At 43.6% G+C, this 22068-nt stretch carries 13 protein-coding genes; 5 read left to right on the top strand and 8 right to left on the bottom strand.

Annotated features, from left to right (window positions below; genetic code table 11):
- Positions 1–54: 54 nt before the first annotated feature.
- From B0E43_RS16560 to B0E43_RS16535, 6 genes are all read right to left on the bottom strand, one after another.
- Positions 55–708 (bottom strand): hypothetical protein, encoded by a 654-nt coding sequence (locus tag B0E43_RS16560; protein WP_077351805.1) that lies wholly within the window; start codon positions 706–708, stop codon positions 55–57.
- 457 nt (positions 709–1165) lie between these two features.
- Complete coding sequence (locus B0E43_RS16555; protein WP_077351803.1) at positions 1166–1756, bottom strand: hypothetical protein; 591 nt, start codon at positions 1754–1756, stop codon at positions 1166–1168.
- 155 nt (positions 1757–1911) lie between these two features.
- On the bottom strand, positions 1912–3831 hold the full coding sequence (locus B0E43_RS16550; RefSeq protein ID WP_077351801.1) for a hypothetical protein: 1920 nt from the start codon (positions 3829–3831) through the stop codon (positions 1912–1914).
- Entirely contained in the window at positions 3828–4877 is a 1050-nt protein-coding gene (locus B0E43_RS16545) for a DUF4249 family protein (RefSeq protein WP_077351799.1), read from the bottom strand. Before B0E43_RS16545 ends, B0E43_RS16550 begins: the two co-directional genes overlap by 4 nt.
- Before the next feature lie 106 nt (positions 4878–4983).
- Positions 4984–6039, bottom strand: coding sequence for a DUF4249 domain-containing protein (locus B0E43_RS16540; protein WP_077351790.1), 1056 nt, complete (start codon positions 6037–6039; stop codon positions 4984–4986).
- Entirely contained in the window at positions 6036–8660 is a 2625-nt protein-coding gene (locus tag B0E43_RS16535; RefSeq protein WP_077351779.1) for a TonB-dependent receptor domain-containing protein, read from the bottom strand. Before B0E43_RS16535 ends, B0E43_RS16540 begins: the two co-directional genes overlap by 4 nt.
- Positions 8661–9023: 363 nt before the next feature.
- Between B0E43_RS16535 and B0E43_RS16530 the strand changes: the two genes are divergently transcribed.
- From B0E43_RS16530 to B0E43_RS16515, 4 genes are read left to right on the top strand one after another with little or no spacing between them, the layout of a single operon-like run.
- Entirely contained in the window at positions 9024–11330 is a 2307-nt protein-coding gene (locus tag B0E43_RS16530) for a PSD1 and planctomycete cytochrome C domain-containing protein (protein WP_077351777.1), read from the top strand.
- A 1-nt stretch (position 11331) separates the two neighbouring features.
- On the top strand, positions 11332–12786 hold the full coding sequence (locus tag B0E43_RS16525) for a DUF1501 domain-containing protein (protein ID WP_077351768.1): 1455 nt from the start codon (positions 11332–11334) through the stop codon (positions 12784–12786).
- 9 nt (positions 12787–12795) lie between these two features.
- Positions 12796–14910: a c-type cytochrome domain-containing protein gene (locus B0E43_RS16520; protein ID WP_077351767.1), complete on the top strand. Its 2115-nt coding sequence runs from the start codon at positions 12796–12798 to the stop codon at positions 14908–14910.
- Positions 14911–14933: 23 nt separating this feature from the next.
- On the top strand, positions 14934–15674 hold the full coding sequence (locus B0E43_RS16515) for a sugar isomerase domain-containing protein (RefSeq protein ID WP_077351766.1): 741 nt from the start codon (positions 14934–14936) through the stop codon (positions 15672–15674).
- Positions 15675–15752: 78 nt separating this feature from the next.
- On the opposite strand, the gene B0E43_RS16510 is transcribed toward B0E43_RS16515, so the two are convergent.
- Entirely contained in the window at positions 15753–18290 is a 2538-nt protein-coding gene (locus B0E43_RS16510; RefSeq protein ID WP_077351764.1) for a family 20 glycosylhydrolase, read from the bottom strand.
- A 168-nt stretch (positions 18291–18458) separates the two neighbouring features.
- Between B0E43_RS16510 and B0E43_RS16505 the strand changes: the two genes are divergently transcribed.
- On the top strand, positions 18459–20657 hold the full coding sequence (locus tag B0E43_RS16505) for a tetratricopeptide repeat protein (RefSeq protein ID WP_077351762.1): 2199 nt from the start codon (positions 18459–18461) through the stop codon (positions 20655–20657).
- A 135-nt stretch (positions 20658–20792) separates the two neighbouring features.
- Here the strand turns inward: B0E43_RS16505 and B0E43_RS16500 are convergent.
- Positions 20793–22068: S8 family serine peptidase (locus B0E43_RS16500; protein WP_168171960.1), on the bottom strand; the 1276-nt coding region annotated here is incomplete at its 5' end.

Genomic DNA, 22068 nt, shown 5'->3' with positions numbered 1-22068 from the left:
GACTAAGATTATTGACTTGTATATCCGTTTAATGTAACCTCTCATTGTTTTTATCTATTTAAATATTTTTGTATCCGTTGACCTTACTTTCCATAAACCTTTGAAGTCATAAATTGCTCCAATTTCCACCGATGGTCTTACATAAATGAAGTTGTTGTACGGTGTTAATAGTATTAATGTAGGGCGTAAGTAGATTTTAATGGGCACCTCATTTTTTGCAAGTAGTAATTCTTTGCCAACAGAAAATGATAGCTGGGATGCAAGAAACCAATCCCCCGCTAATTGTATTTTGTTTACCACATTGTTCGGATCAACCGAATAAACAGTACCGTCAATAAATGTTCTGCTTATTCCCAGCTGTGGCTCTATGTCAGCGAACCAACCTCCTTTGTTGGTTCTTCGCCATAAGTAACCGACAGTCAGAATATAATTGCTATGAAAAGTTTTGTGATGATACCATCCCAGATTTAAGGTTAAGCTTCTTTGTTTCGTTTTTGTGAGAACAAAAAGTGAATCTACTAGATTCAAATAATGTTTTGTTAGTATTGGATACTCAACCCCGGCTTTCACTCCGGGATAACTTAAAGTACCCATGTAAGCAAGACGGAAGTGAACTGGTTTATCGATGCGTTCGTCACTTCGCAAGGATTGCCCCTGAGAAATCTGATAGAAAAACAGAATCGCAGCAAGGAAAAAGGTTGTACGCATAGATTTTTTGATTGCAAAATAGAATGAAGTGCATCTCTATTGTTGACTTTTCGGGATATCCGTCACGAAAAACATGATTATTGATGCAGGCAGGCTCTTGCGATTGCTTTGGTGACGTGGTAGCATGTGTGGAAATTCCACCACTAGCCTTAGTTCCTTCTCAGCGCCTTTGAAGTTCAATTTGGAGCCGGGTGAAGTTTGCCTCCCCTACTTCCCGGCCCAAGGCTAAAATCTTCCACAGGAAGATTCCTTAACGCCTAGTCCTACCCTAATATCCTTACAAATTTGAAATTAGATGAACTGAATAGGATATAAATCATCACGTTAAGCAAATTACAAATTTGGATTTACTTAAAAGTGCAGTTACAACTTAGATCTAGTCCTAATCAAGTCCATTTTCACCCATAGGGAGGACAATGCCAAAGGCTTCCAAGAAGGTTTATTATGTTCTCGAAAGTTAATATTCTATCTTATCAAACATCAGTTCTTTTGGATACTCCTCAATAAAATCAATCAAAGTATTTTCGTAAAAGGAATCTGAAAAAGTTTTGCTAATTGATTTAAGACTATCTACTTCTTGTATAGTCTGTTCCTTTCCATCCAAATATATCCTCGTGGCAAAATAGTTAACCCATAATACCGAATCATGTGGATTAGAAGCTATTTCATTTTTCACCATTTTCAAATTTGCTAATATATAGCCTCTTGATTCAACACTATCTTCTTTATAAGTTTTCAACGCAAGTGTAAGATTCAATGTGAAGTCTTTTTTATAACCTTCTAACTTATTGTCAGCTTTAAGCAATCCTTCCAATTCATCATATTTCTTCGTGTACAATAATACAGAGGTAATTAAATCAATATTTTGATGGTCCAGCTTTTCGCCATTTAAATATCCTTCTGACCTCAAATATTGATAACTACTGTCTAAATAAGCAATCTCATGTGTAAGTAAATATTCGACGAAGTAATCATTTGCTTCTGACAAATGTCCAGAATCTACTTGACATGACACTAAACATAGAGCTATTGCTAAAAATCGCTTCATCGGAAAGTTATCTTACTTAATTATTTTGATTGAAAAGTTGGTAAAGTTTGCCAAACATGAAAGACCCAACGTGTCCAGATAATTCAATTGGGCACTGGCCGAGTTTACAATTCCACCCAAATATCCTTACCAATTTGCAATTGAGCTTCCACTTTTCATGGATCTATCTCCACCCTCTTTTGAATCCTTTCAAATTCAGAATTCCCGAAAAGCCAAGCCTCCACCAACCAATTGCCTGCAGTATCAAAAAGCAGGTTTCCGGATTTGCTTCTTCCCCGATTAAAAGTTAAGCCTGATTCCAAAAACTGCAACGGATTAGCACTGATTACCTTGGAATTGGTGCCGGAATAATCCGGTCGCCTTGGCACGCTCACATCTGATAGGAAATACCTTTCTTTGGGTAGGTTGTTTTTCAGAAAGTACTCGTTGTTTTTGGTGTAAAAAACGATCAGACCGTCCCCGACTGATTCACCCAAATTGGTAGATTCCACAGTGGAGCGATGATAATACAACTCGATTCGGTCCAGGGAAAGAATATCCAATTTCCAAACTTCCTCCAGGGACAAGGGCCGATAGAAGTCAACCAAAATCAAAGGCTTCTTGTTGAATTTCACATTTTCATTGTCCGTATTGGCGATGAAGATTACCTTTCCGGTTCCGTTTGATGTCTTTTTTAGACGGACCTGAGGCACAATTTCTTTGATCAGGGATTCCAAATCCGGGAATTCCCCGTAGTCCTGAAGGTAATACACTCTGTCCGCCGTGAATGGCGATTGGAGCTCCACCACTTCCTCGGAGATTTCAAAATGATCCCGATACACCTTGCGGTTGATCAACTGTTCCAAAACCTGCTCAGAAACTGTAAAGGTGAAATCTGAAGGCTGAACCGAACTTTTGAAACGGGAATGGATATCTGTCGACCATACTTTGTAATCAAACATCGGACTGTAGTCCTTGAGCAAAAGCGGGCTTTCCACCTCTTTTCCCAAGGCAGAGATCAAATTGGATTCTTTATTTCCTCCGCTTAGGTTTTTCCAATTGGGATGGTTTAAGATTTCCACAAAATCCGTGATTTGGGCATCTTCCTCTTCGCTTGCCAACACGATCCCGTTGTCAAATTGCGCTGTAAACCCAAACAGATCAAGCTGTAACTCTTCCCCGGTTTTTCCTTTCGAGCTAATTTGCATTTGTCCTGAATTCCTGGCTGCCAGCTGCACTTGATAGCTCCAGATCAGTTCACCGGATCCTTTGACCACAGAGATCTGGAAGGAATTCAGGTTTTGATACAAGTCCTTTTTGAGCAATGTCTTCGGTCCATTTACTCTGACCTCCTCCAAAATATCCCAATCCGAGTGGGTGACTACCCTGTAATCTCTCTGACCCAAATTGGAAGACAGAGAAAATTCAGCCGGATCCCAATACCATTTCTCCGGCTCAATGGAGTATTCGGTGTTTCTAAACAGCAATCGGTAACCTTCTGACAATTTGACTTTGGAGAGGGTCTTTTGCATCGGTGCCACTGCTTCCATGACTTCAAGTGTCTTCCCGGATTTGTCCTGAATTTCAACTACTTCCGGCCGGTCTGAGGTGTGATAGAAACTGACAGGAGCATTCTCAAAGGGAATTTGCTCCCAAAACAAAGCCGGCTCTCCTTCAGGTTTCGGGGAATTGGGATTCGCTACCAGAAATTCCTTTTTCGCAATGGGAAAATCCTGAAAATTAGACATCCATTTGGAATAAACCACAATGGAAAATACTCCGCTTTGGCTCGTTTCAGGTATAAACAAATCCCCATATACCATGTCCTGACCAGTCAGAAGCATTTTTTCCTGATGGATCGGCTTACCTGAACCATCCAAAACAGCAATGTAAGCCAGCTTGCTGTAGCGGTAGGTTTCATGGTTTTTGAGAAGCTTGGCAGCAAACCAAACCCGGTCACCGCTGAGGTAGGCATCCTGATCTGTGATCAAAAGGAAGTTTTCCAGTTCCGCATTTTTCAATGCACTTTCCTGACCAAAAGAATGGAAGTGAAGAAAGAGGCAGAAACAGGCTAAAATCAACGCTTTAAAATTCATGGCAGGAAAGGTTCGGGCGTGTAGGGTAGCGAATAGGGATAATATTCCTTGCAGTTAAACTTCACATGACCCGTCGCGTCAAATGCAAAGGGCAAAGCCGGATTTTGCTGGTAAATCGCTGATCGATAAACCATTTGGTTAAAGGCATTTTCCTGGAAAACCATAAAGTTCCCCAACACTTCCTTCTCAGGATTGGAAACGCTCTTTATATTCCCCTTGATCTTGAAAGGGGCTGGATCGAAAATACTTCCTGTATTTCGCTGTTGCTTATTGATCAACTGAAGGTATTCCAGGTTGGCTTGGGAAATAGTCTTGATCGTTGACCAAATGTGAAATCTCCCCAAAGAAGTGACATCCAATTCGGCAAGTGTAACCGGCTTTGGGCTGTTGCCTGATCCGCTCGACTCCAGATTCATTCCCGAGAAAAGCAATGGTTCGTCCATATAACAGTTGCACACGCAGTTTTCAGCGTCTCCTGTCGTGAAGACCTCGGACACTCCTGTGGTATTGATCAAATAGCCTACCTCTTCGCCTGAGGGGTTGGTAATATTCACATTCAAATCAGCTGACGCCCCATTGACCAGAACCAAGGTACTTCCGGAAATTACATAGACAGGTTTTTCTTTGGCTACTGCTTCAAACCCGTCAAAAAAAGAGGGCTCTGGCATCAGGGACCAGTCTGATTGGTACTCATCCTCATCTGTCACTACATTCAGGCGATACCTTTTCCCCGATTCAAAATGGCGTTCAGTCTCCGGCCGATAATAAAGCGCCGAATCTGGGCTATTTCGAAAATATACTTTCTCACCGCTTTCGACTTCGACATACATTCGGGTCACCGGAACTTTGACGTAGTTAGGAGCAATAGAACCCGATAGAAATGGAGCAGAACGGTAAACTCTTACATACGACTGGCTGGAAGTTGGACCAAGCCAGGCATCTATAACCAGATTTGATTTTTCGGACGGAACTTCCAGGTAAATCTCATCGACGCAGGAAGCCAAAGCGAAGGAAAAAATGAACAGGAAAAGAGCTGTCTTTCTCATCCGATCATCAATTTAGGACGGACAAAAGCTACAGCATTCCATTTTCCGTCAGGAATTCCTGAACGAAGGACAAAACTCGGGCAGATCCCAACAGGGCTATCTAGCTTCATGGTCGAAAAGGAGTTGGGGCAATGGTCGTCGCATTCGTATAAAACTCCGTACAGCTGATATTAACTGCGGGTATGGCCTCAAGCGTATGATTCAGCTCAAGGGATTCTTTTCTGATTTGGGTTCTGAAAAGTACCTTTCCCAAGGTGCTTTCCTGAAAGAGGAAAAAATTTCCCAATACAAGTTGCGTCTCCTCACCCTGCTTTTTGATATTTCCTTTAATCCGGGAAGGTGCCGGATCAAAAATACTTCCCGAATTGCGCTGCTGCTTATCCACCTGATTCAAATAATCATAGTTGGATTGGGTCACGGCTTTGATCTTGGCATTGACGTAATATTTTCCAATATAGCTGAGTGGAATTTCTCCGAGGGATACTCCAAAATTTCTGCCTTGGAAAAGGGAATTGGAGGTCACATTCATGCCAGCATAAATATTCGGCCTGTTTTCATAGCAGGTACAGGCGCAGTTATCACGGCTGGAACTTGTGTACAGCTCCTCAATTCCTGAGGTCTCGATCAAATAACCCAAATCCCCAACTCCAGGATCGGAAATTCTGGCCTTTATCTCTGCAAAAGTTCTGATTTGGAAAAACTGAGTCTGTCCTGAGGAGATCATAACCTGGCGCTCAGAAGCTTCCGCAACAATGTCTTCGATAGCTACAGATGGAGGCATGGTTTCCCAGTTGCTTTCAAAAACTTCTCCTTCAGCAGTCTCGACTACCAATCTATAAGTTTCACCGGCTTGGGGTTCAAAAATTCCGGAAGGCCGAAATTCATTTGTCCCGGATGCTCTGAAATTCGTAACTCCTCCGTCGGATTTTTCTATATAAACTGCCCTCATCGGAACAGATAAATACTGGGGATTGCTGGCTCCCGAGATATAAGGAGCAGTCCGGAAGACTTTCACATAGGTATCTTCCTGGATATTTCCGACCCAGGCATCGATCACCAGGGCTTGATTTGATTCCTCCAAAGAAAGGTTGATCTCATCCACGCAGGAAAAAATCCCAAGAATGGCCCCTATGAAAATCATCCTTTGCAGAAGTCTTCTCATCTGATTGAAAAATTATAGGTCACAGAAGGAATCACAGTACCGATCACAGCCAATCGGTACGATTTAGGAATTCCAAGTTCCGGGGTGGGTTGGAAAAACCACGAGAAAGCATTTCTTCTTGCATACACATTGTAAAAAGACAAAGTGATATAGCTTTTGTAATTGCTGTTTTTCTTTTGGTAGAAGTAATAGGTCATCCCCAGATCGAGCCGGTGATAGTCTGGAATCCGTGCCTGATTTCGCTCCTGATAGTCAATCACAATATCATCTCCGATCTCATAGATTCCGCTGGGCAAGGTGATCGGTCTGCCAGTCCGGTAGTTGAAAGTGGCATTGAAGGATACCCTTCTCACAGGCTGCCAGGTAGTGACGACTGTCAAGTCATGGGGTTGGTCCCAGTTGGCGGGAAAATACTCGCCATTGTTGATTGCATCGCCATACTCAGGTACGACTTTGCGCAAGGTCCTGCTGAAGGTGTAAGAAATCCAGCCGTTGAGCTTTCCGGAATTCTTTCTGATCAAGAACTCTGAACCATAGGCATATCCTGAACCCATCACCAAATCGGTCTCCAAAGTCGGATTCAGGAATAGCTGAGCTCCATCCCGGTACTCGATGATACTCGGCATATCCTTGTAGTACACTTCCAGGGAAGTTTCAATCTTGTTTTGATTGAGGTTTTTGTAAAGTCCCAGGGCGTATTGCCAGGCTTTTTGAGGCTGGATGTAGGAATCACTCAGCTTCCAAAGGTCAACAGGGGCCGCAGCAAAATTATTGGTCAACAAATGCAGGTACTGGATGCTGCGATTGGCAGAAGCTTTAACTGAAAAATCCTCCGTGAAAGCATATCTCAGGGTAAACCGGGGTTCAAAACCCCCATAGGATTTGATGACATCGCCTGAATTGTAGTATAAGGTATCTGTGATAGTTTCCGGTTCCATTTGGACACCGGATTCATAGACATAAACTTCTTTTGGTCCTAAAGCGGCAAAATGGGAATACCTTAAGCCAATCTGTCCCTGAAGTCTGTCATTCACCTTCCAAGGCATTTGAAGGTAAAGAGCGCCTTCGATCCCCTTCTCATCCTGAATCTGCTCCGGGATGACCAGACTTTCCTCAGAATTGGGGATCAAATCACCCATTCCCATTTGATAAGAATTGATTTGATACCCGAATTGCAATCCTTCAAGCTTCGCTCCAGACCATTCAAACTGCTGCTGGAAGCCCAGGTTATCTATGGTGGATTTGAGTTCAAAATCCAGAGGAGTACCCTCACCCAAAACAGAATAGCGGTACCCGGAATAGGTTAGATTGACTTCACTTCCCAGGTTCTCCCCCCAATACGCTTTCCATTTCAGACTCGCAAGATTCGTTTGCCAGGTATAAGCGGTGTCTGCCCCAAATCGGAAATAATCCGTGCTGGTGTATCCACTGAGAGTTAGGCTGTTTCGCTCGTTAATTTGGTGGTCAAGTCTCAAGTTGCCATCCAAAAAGTTGGTACTGCTTTCACTTACGCTGACGTTTGGAATTTTTTTCAAAACCCAGGTAGGATAAGCAGCCCGCACCGTGGCCATCAGCTGGGTCTTGTCATTCAAAGGACCATTGACTCCCAATCTGCTCGACAAAAATCCCACTCCGCCGTTCAGCGACCATTCTTCGGTATTACCTGAAATGGTTTGGATATCCAGTACCGAACTGAGTCTTCCTCCATATTGAGCTGGAATGTCGCCTTTGTAGAGCGTGGCGTCGTTGACCGCATCTTGGTTGAAGATGCTGAAAAAACCAAACATGTGCGAAGGATTGAAGACCGGAGCTCCATCCATCAGGATCAAGTTTTGATCCACCCCTCCTCCACGGACATTGAATCCGGAGGCACCCTCTCCCACCGTAGAAACCCCAGGCAAAAGCAGCATGCTTTTGATCACGTCCACCTCACCCAAAAGTGGGGGCAACAACTTCAATTCCTCCATTGGCATCCGGGTTGCACCTGGAAGCGTGCTCATGACATTGGCATCAATCGCACGGTCAGTCACGGTTACCAAATCCAACTCACTCACCGATTCGAAAAGTGTGACCTCAAGTTCCTGATTACGGTAAACTTTGAGGATTTTTTGTTCGGTTTGCTTTCCCATCGAGCTGAAATAACCGATATAGGTTCCCTCGGGCACCTGAATAGAAAACTCCCCTTTCACATCTGTCTGGGCCGCCAATTCAAGTTGCGGAATGGAAAAAAGCGCTCCCGGAATTACGGTTTTCATTTCATTGTCACGGATTTTTCCCCTGACCTCAAAAGACTGTGCTACCGAAGTTCCCTCTTTGGTATTTGATTTAGCCTGATAGCCTTCCTTAATAAATGAGGGGAAAATGACCACATAATGATCCTTGAATCCAAAATAGGAATACGGAGAATCCTGGGTGAGTAATTGGGGAAGCTCATTGATGTCTTCGATTTCCAGGACTGGATTGAGTTTGGAAGCATCGCTGTCCAAAATCAAAATTCTTTGCCCGGTCGCTGAATAATACTGCTCAATTTGCTTTGAGAGTAGATTTGGGTCACTTTGGACCTGAGGAAATGCCTGTTTTGCAAAAAACAAAACCAGGAAAAACAGAAAAGAAAACTTCATTGATTACCCATACGGCAAATGCCACCTAATATGCTACAAGGTTAACTAAAGAAATTTCCCTCATTCACCAAAGGTTGGAAGGTCGGTTTATTTTTCGTTTTAAAGGTGGGGAAAGTCCTCTTTCTTTGAAGATCTATTGCCCCTTTTGTTTCAAATAATTAATGAAATAAACTCCCCATTGTATATATTTGGGCACATGACCTAAAATAGAAATGCCAGAAATATGAGAGATAATCAAATATTGAGAATAAGCTTCGCTTCAATTGTCCCTTCGGGTATCCCTGATTAAATTACTGCATATTCTTTCCCCCAGGCCCTCAAAAATCCAGGAATACATTAACCTAAAGCTTAAAATTTACCCAAATGACCTCCTTCAAATCCCTGCACCTTTTTGGGATGATAATTCCGGCAATTCTAGCTTGGAGTTGTGGATCAAAAAGTGCCGAATCAATCGAATTGGAAGGTTCTGACCAGATCAGCTACAACTTTCATATCCGACCGATCCTTTCTGATAAATGCTTCGCCTGCCACGGACCTGACGCCAATAAGCGGGAGGCAGATTTGCGGCTCGACACCGAAGAAGGTGCTTTTAAAGCACTAAAGGAAAGTCCCGGAAAGTTTGCACTTGTAGCAGGAAATCCCGACCAATCCCAAGTTTACCATAGAATCATTTCAGAAGATCCCGGTGAGCTGATGCCTCCGCCGGAGTCTAATCTTTCGCTTTCTCCAGAGGAAATCACCTTGATCAAAAAATGGATCGAGCAGGGCGCCAAATACGAGCCGCATTGGGCCTTTTTGAAAGTGGAAAAACCGGCCGTCCCTAAGTCAGATTGGGGAACCAATGAAATCGATGCCTTTACTTTTCGGAAAATGCTGGCTAAAAAGCTGGAGCCAAATCCGGAAGCCAAGCCTCATGAACTGATCAAAAGAGCCAGTCTCGACATTGCTGGACTTCCCCCTACTCCTGAGATTCTGGACAAATACGCGGATTTTTCAGGTGAAAATACCTATGAAAAACTATTGGATGAATTGCTTCAGCAGCCTGCCTTTGGAGAAAAACTTGGCGTGCTTTGGATGGATATCTCACGCTATGCCGACAGCTATGGCTATCAGGATGACGAGGTCCGATCCCAGTGGCCTTACCGGGATTGGGTGATTCATGCATTCAACAATAACCTTCCGTATGACCAATTTTTGACCTGGCAACTTGCCGGAGATCTCCTGCCAAACGCCACCAAAGAGCAGATTTTGGCCACGGCTTTTAACAGAAACCATAAGTACACCGAAGAAGGCGGGATCATCGAGGAAGAATACCGGATCGAATATGTCCTTGACAAAACAAACACTTTCAGCAAAGGGATTTTGGGAATTACCATGGAATGTGCACAATGCCACGACCATAAGTACGATCCATTTTCCCAGAAAGAATACTACGAGCTATTTGCCTTCTTCAACAATTCCAAGGAAAAAGGATTTGAGGGAGATGTTAGCCAATCCAAACCAGCCAAAACCCCAATCCTGTGGATTGAGCGAAATGACATCGACAGCATCATGACTTTCATCAACCATTCGGACACGACCAAACTCAGTGTGTCTGTGATGGGTGAAAATGAGAAAAAGCGTACCACCTACATTCTCGATCGGGGAGTTTACGATGCTCCGACCGACTCAGTGGACGTATCTACACCTGCCTCAATTTTCGAATTTCCTGAAAATCTGGAGAAAAACCGCCTTGGTTTGGCCAAATGGGCCACTGACCGAAACAATCCATTGACCAGCCGGGTCTTTGTCAATCTGATTTGGCAGGAAATCTTCGGGAAAGGAATAGTCAAATCTGCCGGTGACTTTGGAATGCAGGGAGATTTGCCAACCCATCCCGAACTGCTCAACTGGCTGGCAGCAGATTTAATGGAAAATGGATGGAACATCAAAAGACTGATCAAACAGATCATGCTTTCTTCCACTTACAAGCAATCGGCAGCGATCTCCCAAGATCACTTGGACATTGATCCGGACAACCTTTACCTGGCCCGAGCACCGAGATTGAGACTGTCAGCTGAGCATATTCAGGATTTGGTACTGGCAAGCAGCGGATTGCTCCACGGTGAAATCGGTGGACCAAGTGTGAAACCGTATCAACCACCCGGACTTTGGGAAGCAGCGACTTCCGGTAGAGGAACTTTGGCAACTTATGTTCAGGACTCAGGAAACAAGCTCTATCGAAGAGGAATTTACAATTTCATCAAGCTGACGGTTCCACCACCGAAAGCAATCATATTCGACTCCAGCAATCGGGACAGATGCGAAATCGGCCGAAACCGAACCAACACCCCCCTTCAGGCTTTGTTGATGATGAATGATCCGATGGTCTTGGAAGCTTCCAGGGTCTTGGCAACCAAACTATCTGAAAACCTTGAAGGAGAAGAGGCGATTGCAGAGGCATTCAAGCGGATAGTTTGCCGGGAGATGAAATCCGAGGAGAAAGACCTCTTATTGAATTATTACCAAGCCCAGTTGGAGGAATTTCAAGCACATCCTGAAAACGCCAAAAAAGCCTTGGATGTCGGTGAATATCCAATGAATGAAAAAGCAATCACTCCCGAAAATGCCGCCTTGATGCAGGTAATCGTGAGTATGTATAATCTGGAAGAAACAATAACCAAAAGCTGAGATGGAAAAGGAACTATTAGAGCAGGGGCTTAATCACAACCGCAGGAAATTTCTTTCCAGGCTGAGCTTGGGGATAGGAAGTGTTGCATTGGGCTCCCTTTTGATTCCGGATTTATTTTCCGGAAAGCAAGAAGCTGAGGATGGTTTGATGCGTGCCTTGCCGCATTTTGCCCCAAAGGCAAAACGGATCATTTACCTTTTCCAAAACGGTGCACCCTCACAGCTGGAGACCTTCGATTACAAACCTCTTTTGAACAAGAACTTTGGTCAGGAACTTCCAGATTCCATTCGGGCAGGTCAGCGACTGACCGGAATGACAGCAGGACAAAGCTCCTTCCCTTTGGTCGGTTCCTATTTTGGTTTCAACCAATATGGTGAAAGCAGAGCCTGGATTTCCTCCATTTTCCCACACATTTCCAGCGTGGTCGATGATCTACTGATCGTCAAATCCATGCATACCGAAGCAATCAATCACGATCCCGCTTTGACCTTTTTCCAAACCGGTGCTCAGGTTGGCAATCGACCAAGCATGGGTTCATGGCTGAGCTATGGATTGGGAAGTGAAAACGCCAACCTTCCTGCTTTCTGCGTGCTTTTGAGCCGTGGAAAAGGAAACGGACAAGGTGTGTATTCCAAGCTATGGAGTAATGGATTCCTGGATGCAACCCACCAAGGAGTCCAATTTTCCAATTCAGACGATCCGGTGCTTTACCTGTCTGACCCGAATGGAATGAGCCGCGACCAGCGCAGAAAAATGGTGGACCAGATCGCAGCAATGAATGAATTGAACTATCAGGAATTCAATGATCCGCAAATCAATGCCAAAGTCCAGCAATATGAAATGGCCTATCGCATGCAGACTGCTGTACCGGAAATCACAGACACCACCAAGGAACCTGACAGCGTGGTGAAGCTCTACGGACCGGATTGTCTGGTGCCGGGAACGTATGCCGCCAACTGCCTTTTGGCCAGAAAACTCTCTGAAAACGGAGTCCGATTTGTCCAGCTTTATCACCAGGGTTGGGATGCCCATGGTGACCTGCCAAACCAAATGATCGGTCAAGCCAAAGATGTGGATCAAGCCACAGCCGGATTGATCACAGACTTGAAACAACGAGGTTTATTGGACGAAACATTGATCATTTGGGGTGGAGAGTTTGGCCGAACCAATTACTGTCAGGGAAAAATCCTTCCTGAAAATTATGGAAGGGATCACCATCCGCGAGCGTTCTCCATTTTCATGGCAGGTGGAGGAGTGAAGTCCGGAATGGTCTATGGCGAGACGGATGACTTTGGCTACAACATCACCGAAAACCCCGTCCATGTCCATGATTTCCAAGCCACAGTGATGCATTTGATGGGAATTGACCACGAAAAACTCATCTACAAACACCTTGGAAGAAGGTACCGCCTCACGGATGTGCATGGCAAAGTAGTAAAAGACCTGATTGCTTAATTTCCCTTTATGCCCAAAGTATCCCGGATTATTCCGATCCTAGAAAATTTGCTGTTCGTTTGGCTTGGATTGGCACTTGTGCTGAGTTTGGCCGGAGACAGATTAGAAATTCCCGCACTTCTCCAAGTCCTGGGAAGAGCACATCCGCTTATTCTTCATTTTCCCATAGTCTTACTGCTTATGGCGGTTGGCTTGTATTGGGTTTCTGATGAAAAACTGAAAAAAATCGGAACTCAGATACTTCTTTTCGGATCAAATCTGACAGGTATCACCGTAGTGGCTGGCCTACTGCTGGCCAATGAAGGCTATGACGGCGATGCCTTGCTTTGGCACCATTGGCTGGGAGTTGCTTCTTTGGCTTTGGCTGTGCTGATTTACTTTTATAGGGAAAAATCCACCCAATTCCTCCGCATTTCCACAAGTGCTTTGGCGGTTGCCATTACGCTGACCGGACATTTTGGAGCCAATCTCACCCATGGAGAGGATTTTCTTTTAGCACCAATTCAGTCCAATGAGGTGGAGTTCGTGGCCTTAGAGGATGCAGAAGTATTTCAGCATTTGGTTCGACCTATCCTGGAGGCAAAGTGCATTGCCTGTCACAAGGATGGAAAGGTGAAAGGTGAACTTCGCATGGACCATTTGGAAGGATTGCAAAAGGGAGGAAAAAATGGCCCGTTTGTGATTCCTGGAGATTTGGAAAAATCTCTTCTTATTCAGCGCATCAATCTTCCTGTCGATTCGAAAGAGCACATGCCGCCAAAAAACAAGGCCCAACTCACGGATGAGGAATTGGAAATCCTTCAGCTTTGGGTGGCTGCCGGAAGTTCTTTTGATCAAAAAGTTACCGATCTGAAATCCGAAGAACCACTTTTCCAGTTGGCTTCCAACAGATTTTCCAATCAAAAATCTTACACGTTCGATCCGGCATCAGATTCAGACATCAAGGATCTGAATAACTTCTTCAGAAAAGTGAATCCTGTTTTCCCCGGTTCTCCTGCCCTGGAAATAGCCTATTACGGAACTTCGGCATTCGATCCGGAATCTTTGAAGGATCTGAAAAAAGTAAAGGAGCAAGTCGTGAAGCTCAATCTAAACCGAATGCCTTTGGAATCCGTCGATTTAGGTTTCCTTCGTGATTTCCCAAATCTGGAAGAATTGCAAATGAATTTCACCGGGATTTCTGCAAAACAGATTTCGAATCTGGAAGGTCTGGCCAATCTCAGAAACCTAGCGCTCTCAGGCAATGAAATGGGTCCTGAGGCGGTAGAAGCTTTGGCAAAGTTAAAGCAGGTAAAAAAGCTTTTTCTGTGGAATTCTGGTTTGGATGAAGCAGCTCAAGAACGTCTGGCCAAGGAGTTGGCATCCACTCAAATTGACTTTGGATTTGATGGAAAAGGAATTATATATCCCCTGAATCCTCCAAAAATCGAATTTAATAAAGAGCTTTTTCAGGATTCCACGGAGTTGATTATTTCACATCCAATCCGAACTGCCGAAATCCGATTTACTCTAGATGGATCTGACCCAGACAGCATCAACAGTCCAGTATATTCTTCCCCTATTTGGCTCAAAAAAACGGCCCAAATCCGGGCAAAAGCCTTTGCAAAAGATTGGATAGGAAGCTTGACCACTTCCAATTTGTTGTTCAAGGAGGGAATTAAACCCCAATCCTACACCCTCGCAAATGAGCCTAATCCAAAATATTCAGCGAAAGGTGCCACTTCGCTTTTTGACGGAATAAAAGGAAAGACCAACCATACCTCAGGCAATTGGCTTGGTTTTAGGGAAGCTCCCTTGGAAATTGAAATATTTTTAGATGGTAAGACTAGTCCAAAAGAACTAAGTCTCAGTATTCTACTCAACGAATCCGCATACTTATTTCCGCCAGAATCGGTTGAAATTTGGACCGGAAACCCAAAAGATTGGCAAAAACAACCAACTGCGGCAATCACCCAATCCCAAAAAATTGAAGACGTTAGATTTGGTGTTTTATCCTTTCCTCTGCCGGAAACTCCTTTCGAAAAGATTAAAATCAGGATTAAGCCTATTTCAAAATTACCTTCATGGCATCCTGGGGCCGGGGAGAAAGGTTGGGTATTTGTAGACGAAATCTTACTTAATTAAAAATTCACCCTCCATACCATAAAATGTGTTCAGAACCCTATAAGCGTTACCGAGAAGTTGTATTTGAAAAACTTCAACGGGCCTTTAGACAAGAAAAGGAAATATGCATAGCCGCGAAATGGATCGCAAAATCTATATCCAATAATGGCTGGATTTATACCAGTGGTACGGGGCATTCCCACATGCTGGCTGAAGAAATTTTCTACAGAGCAGGGGGATTTGCACGGGTTATTCCGATTTTGGATCCAGACCTGATGCTGCACAAGGACGCTTCCGGAAGTACCGAAGTTGAACGCAGGGAAGGCTACGCCAAAAAACTTTTTAAACCTTATACTCTTACAGAAAAGGATGTTTTTATCATCGCATCCAATTCCGGAAGAAATTCTGTAAGCATTGAATTGGCGCAGATCGCCCAGGAAAAAGGGGCCAAAGTAATCGTCATCACCAATTATGCACATAGCAAATCCGTCGATTCCAGGCATTCTTCAGGATTGAAGCTTTTCCAGGTCAGCGATATTTTTCTGGACACCTTCGGAGAAATCGGAGACGCTTCCATCAATCTTGACGGACTACATACCAATGTTGGCGCCACCTCTACCGTAGTTGGCGCGGCTTTGCTCAATGCCATTATGGTTCAGGCAGCAGCGATCGCTCTTGAAAATGGAGTCGTTCCCGAAGTATTCAACAGCTCCAATTCAAATGGTGGCGAAACACATAACGATTCGCTCATCTCGAAATACAAAGCTGAGATCAAATTCCTGTAATTGATCCACTAACCTCAAAAGAAAAGACCTTATTGATCTCGATATCAATAAGGTCTTTTCTGTTTCGATCTGGGCCAACTACTTGCGAATTATCTCCCAATCGAGTTCCTGAACAGGACCTGATCTACCGGAAGGGGTAAATACCCGGAATTTCTCCCCTCCTTTTTTTGGGATTGGCTGAGTGTAAGCCGGAGAATTTTGATTCGGTTCGGAACCATCTTGGGTATATCGGATTATCATTCCGGGAGCCTGAACATTTGCATAGATCATTTCATCTTTGACCATCACTCCCGGTTTTGGAATCCGATGATTAAAGCCCCCGAAGATTTTTTCAAGTCTTGGAATTTCCTTTTGTCCCACTATGTTGGCAAAAACATTCCAGTCCTGAACCCTCTGAGCCTTCATTTCTGCTTCAGATTTGGCATTTGACCAATTGGGATCACCAACCCAAGCCCGCTCGATGTAGCCAAGCATCTTGGGAAAAATGTAATACTCCAGCATTTCAGGACCTTTGATAGTCTCCGTCCAAACCTGTCCGGATACACCGATGATGTTTTTCCGGCCTTCAGCTGTCAGCTGAGTAAAGTTCTTACCCACTTCCTCCCAATTCCAGTTTTTTCCTTCGATGGTCAGATCATGGGAAAGGTAGAGTTTGCCTGGCACAGTTTTCCAGGATTGATACATGTCAGTTACTCCGCTCCAGGTATGACCTCTTTCGTTAACGTCCCAATCATACGCAAGGTCAAAGTAAAAATTGGCACTGGAACAGATCACAACAGGGTAACCTGCATTGGCAAGTCTGTAAGCCATATCCTCCCCACCCCAGCCAGCTACTGCATTCCAAGCATAAAGTCTCCAATTTTGGTCTGCAAATTTGGGATTAGGTACTACAGCTTCACCCACATGGGTTTGACCGATTTCTTCCCAGCCTCCCATTTCCAGTCCGTTTTTCTTCAAAATTCCTGCTGCCCGGCTTCTGAAATAGTCATTCAGGTCCTCAACTTTCAATTCAGGATTTTTTGCCAGAAAATCTTTACAAACCGGAGATTCTGTCCAAACACCACGCGGCACCTCATCTCCTCCTGTATGCCAGTTTTTCAATTCCACTCCTGCACCTTGGTACATGGATTTCACCTCAGTCACCAACTTTTCATAAAAAGTATAGGTGGATTCCTGGCAGACACACATGGTGTTGCCTTTGAAATTCTGAGCGGAAAGGTATTTGCTCGGATCATTGTCTTCGGCAAGGCGGTATTGAAGTGCTTCGGTAGTTTTACCGGCTTTCAGCAAGGTATGATAACGCTTTTCCATGGCTCGAATTGCCGCTCTGGAATGGGCCGGAACTCCCAATTCCGGTATCACTTCAATATTTCGGGCTTTGGCGTAGGCCAGAATTTCCTGGAATTCCTTCACCGTGTAATATCCTGTCCCACTTGGGCTATTCTTCGGATCCGCACCGGAACCATAATATGGCCATAAAAACTCCGATTCGTCGGTTGAAAATCCCCTTCTGCTGCCAAACTCCACCAGTTCAGGAAGTCCCGGGATTTCAAGCCTCCAACCTTCGTCATTTGCCAGGTTGAAATGAAACACGTTCAACTTGTAAAAAGCCATCATATCCAACACTTTCAGGATCTGTGACTTTGGCTGAAAATTTCTTGCCACATCGAGGAAGAACCCACGATAGCCATAGGCTGGGAAATCTTCAATTTCAACCTGAGGAAGTGACAATTCGTCGCTTGTTCCAGCCCAAAATTCTGCCGGCATCAAAGCCAGGAAGGACTGTACTCCATAAAAAGCTCCCTTTGAGTGGGTAGCTGAGATGACCACTTTTCGGTCTGAAATGCTGATTTTATAACCTTCCTCTGCCAAGCCTTCGGTCTTTTGGATTCGAATCTGTACAGGAGCTTCGGCGGCATTCACTTTGGGCTTATACCCATTTTTGATAGCCTGAAGCAGAAATTTAGACGCTTCGGTAAACTCAGGAATTCCAACCACAGCCAGACCTGCATTCTTTACTTTCAGGGTTTGGCCGGTATACTTCCAGGATTTTGGAGTAGGTAGAAATGGAGGAAGAGTACTTTCCGGAAGTACCGTCAGCCCTTGATTATTGGAAAAAATCCGCTCTGAAGTCGGAACCGGCAAGGGAGTCCCCTTGGTCATTTCCGCAAATTGATCGGTAGTAAAGGTCTTGACCTTGTAATCCTTAATTTCAAAGTGACTTCCATCAGATTTCAGAAAAATCAGTGCTTCAGGCGCGTAAGAATTTTTCAGGTATGGCCCATTGGATTTGTATTCCACTATGAATTCTTCACCGGCTGCAAGGGCCGGAGTTTGTGATTTGCCCTCCAAAACATAAAAATCACCCTGTAAGTGAGTGATGACCAAGTTAGGGTCTTTTGCCTCAGTCGGTACTGAGATAAAAGCCGTGTTGAAATACAACTTCCAACCGGCATCCAGCTTTTGACCTGAGGTGTTTTTCAAGACAAGTTCAGCCCGATGGTAGGCCGCGTCAGTGAATTTGTTTTCGATCAATTGCCAAGAGGCAGAAACCTGTGAATAGGCAGAAACAAAGGGAAGGCAAAGAAGGCAGAGAAAAAGAAGTGATTTATTCATCAAAAGGACAATTGGATAACTTGATCAGTCAAGTTTAGGGGTATGAAAAATACCCCAATTCTTAGGAAATAGGCTAATTGCCGCCCTAACTTATTTTTATCCTAACCAAAAATACGTTAGATTAAAAGAGCAATTGAAAGTACTATTTTGCTCTAAGAGATCACTTTTATGCAGGCTGAGCTTAACCGCAAACTTTCTACGGTTTATTTTTCGGATATCGTCGGCTATACCCGATTGATGGGAAAGGACGAAAATGCAGCATTTGAGCTGATGAAGGAGAACCTTCTGGTCCATCAGGAAATTCTTGCCAAATATCGTGGCCAGCTTATAAAGGAACTTGGTGATGGCATCCTTGCGGTCTTTGAGACCTCGGAGGACGCACTAAACGCCTGTCTTGAGATCCAGAAAAAATGTCTGAAAAATGCTAAATATCAACTGAGAATCGGACTTCAGTCCGGAGAAATAATATTTGATCATGGGGATATTTTTGGTGATGCGGTCAATATCGCCTCGCGAATTCAAAGTGTGGGTATCCCGAGTAGCATTGTTTTTTCTGACCGAGTCTGCAAAGATATCTACAAGGATCAAAGCTTTAGAACCCTTAAACTCGGAGCATTTGAACTGAAAAATGTAGAACATACCCTGGAGCTTTATGCTTTGACCAATGAACCCCTAGCTGTACCAAAACGGTCTGATATTCTGGGAAATATAAAATACCAGGAGCGAAATCCCTGGAAAAACCGGGTGGGCTTGGCCGCCATTGTGATACTATTCGGGGCTTTGTTGTATTCTATGTATTGGGGAGACCCTACTTGGCAAAAGGATAAATCCGTCGCTGTACTCCCGTTTCAGAACTTAAGTGGCAACAAGGATTTTGACTATTTCCCTATTGCCTTAACTGGAAATCTTATCGATCAACTTTCCAAAATCAGTTCGATCAAGACCATCTCCTATTCCACAATGAGTAAGTACAATAATCCGAAATTACCATTGGATTCTATTGGAAAATTTCTTCATGTAAGTACCGTTCTCAAGGGAACCGTTGAAAGCCTAGAATCCGGAGTTAGAATCAGTCTTCAATTGGTGGATGTGAAAAACAACAAAAACATCTGGACAGAATCCTACATCCGTGAAGGAAGCAATATTCCGCAATTTCAAAATGACTTAGCCCGCGAAATTGCCAGAGTTTTAGATGCCAGACTTACCGCAGAGGAAGCCACACAAATCGGTAAAGGAGAGACTACCAATCCTGAAGCCTATGATCTGGTGTTTAGAGCAAAGGATTTGTATAAATCCTTTAATGATTCTAGCCTAAGGCTTGCCTCAACCTATCTGAAAGAGGCCATCGAATTGGATCAGAATTATGCGCTGGCTTATACTTGGCTGGCCAAAACTTATTATCAGCTAGGCTATAACCATCCTGATACACTTTGGCTTGACCTAAGTTTGGATATGAGTGAAAAAGCACTGGCTCTGGAGCCCAAATTAGCCGAAGGATTCAGCGCCAGAGGAGCAACCTACTATGAAATGGGCCAACTCACCAAGGCCAAAAACTCTTTTGATATTGCAATCAGTTTTAATCCAAATTTAAGTGATGCGATAGGCAATTTGGCTTCGATTCACTTTGCTCAGGGAGATTTGATCACGGCCATCTCACTTCAGACAAAATCAGCTTCACTCAACCCAAAAGCTGCTTTGCCTTATCAAAACATGGGCTGGAGTTATAAGATTCTAGGAGATTTCGAGAAAGCCCATGCCTGGTTTGAAAAGTCATTGGAGCAATTTAAATCCCCTGAAACATACCACCTAATTGCCAGCGCTTATATTTTGGAAGGAAAAAGTGATTCCGCAAAATTACAGGCAAAGCGGATTATGGAAGTCGGAAAAGGGGGGTTCGAACAATTGGGATATATCTATTTTTATTTAAATGAGCCGGATTCTGCGCTTCTTTTTTTTGAAAAAGCAGTAGCAGATTATCCTGACTGGAATTTCCCGAAATACGCTTCATTTCCAATTCATTATTCCTATCTGCTAAAACAAAAAGGTAATGTCCAACTCTCTGATTCAATTTTGAATACTGTAATTCGGATAAAAACTAAAGCCATCAACGATGGGTATGAAGATTATTATCTCCCCTTTGATTTGGCACATGCCTACACTGTAAAAAATCAATACTCAGAATCTTTGAAATTCCTCCAAATGGCCTATGAAAGAGGCTGGAGAGACTACTTTTTGACGGAAAATAATCCTGCCTTTAAAAGTCTCAGAAAGGATCCAGTTTACCTCAAAATCATTAAACAAATCCATTCCGATATCAGTGAGGTAAAATCCAAAATGGCTGCTACATCTCTCGAACGAGATAAATAACACTCACATTAAATTCTTGCTGAAAATCAAATGTGATTTCTCACTTTTTTAGCCAAAAACTAATTGATTTGTTTTGTTGACAAATAAGGCTCCTGATGATCTTCAGGATTCCTACTGGCAAAAACCATAGCTATTTTACTGCGTTTTTCTCCTGCCAATATTGTAGGTTTTTGTACCTGGAGGCCCAACCACCGTTGCAAATTCTATTGGTGGGCCACCATTTGCATGGATAATCCCAGCAACCATTGCCGTGGCAACAGAGGTCCCAGAACTAACAGAATAATTGTTTCCGGGATAAGTGGAGAATATAAGTTCGCCTGGCACCATCCAATCTAGCTGAGTTCCAAAATTTGAGAAAACAGAAAAGCTAAAAGGGAAATTAGGAAAAAGAAAATCCTGTCTTACTGAACCTATGGTATAAACTCCCTCCAATCCATCAACACAAGCGGGAAGAAAGCCATTGACATTCACCCCAACTCCATCCACACCGTTTCCTGCTGCCATGACTACAAAAAGTTTCTTCTTTGAAAGATATTTAAGTGTTTTATTCAATGTGGTATCAGTGCAGCTTCCATAACCTCCCAAACTAAGAGATATTACATCTCCTTTTTTTGCTTTCTTCCCAGCATACTCAAGAGCTTCTAGAAACCAAGCCCATTCTGAAGTTCTATCATTGGCAAATACTTTTAAGGACACCAATTGTGCTCCGGGAGAGACTCCATTCATACCTATCAATTCTGAGGAATTAGGTTGTGTTTGATTATAGGCTCTTCCTGCTGCAGCACCTGCACCATGGGTTCCATGCCCGATAAAATCGATCAAAGGATTAAGTTCATCTGGGCTCGTCTCAACCCATGATTTGTGTAGAGTAGAACCTAATTGACCGGTAAAATCATGATGATTTCCGTCAATTCCGGAATCCACAATCCATATTTTTCGATTTGTCGTCACCGGATTTTCACCACCGCCTACAGTTAAAATTCCCTTGCTGGTAAATTTTGTTGTATCATAGCCCCATTCCTGCATTCTGGCACGAATATCTTCCAGACCGGGATTTGGCCCCTGCATTCTTGCCCGGATATTTTGCGGAAGCGGCCCGATACTTTGCATTCTGGCCCTGATATCTTGCATGGTAAAATTCTGTTGAATGCTCGAAATGTTTTTGGTGTCTTTTCGCAATTTTTTCAACTTACTTGGGTCAATATTTCTAACCAAAAAACCAGAAGAGGTATAGATAAAAATATCTTCAGGATCTACATTTAAATCAAATTTGGAAGCATATCTCTGAATATTCTCAATTTTTTCCTTTTCTACTTGATCTAATTTTTCTTTATCATTTTCAAAATCGCTTTCCTCATATTCTTTAAGAATCGGAACAAACCTATCCTCTTTCAAATCAATGATATAACTG

The organism is Algoriphagus sp. A40, assembly GCF_002002735.1.
GTDB lineage: Bacteria > Bacteroidota > Bacteroidia > Cytophagales > Cyclobacteriaceae > Algoriphagus.
This window is presented reverse-complemented; position numbering and strand designations above follow the sequence as displayed.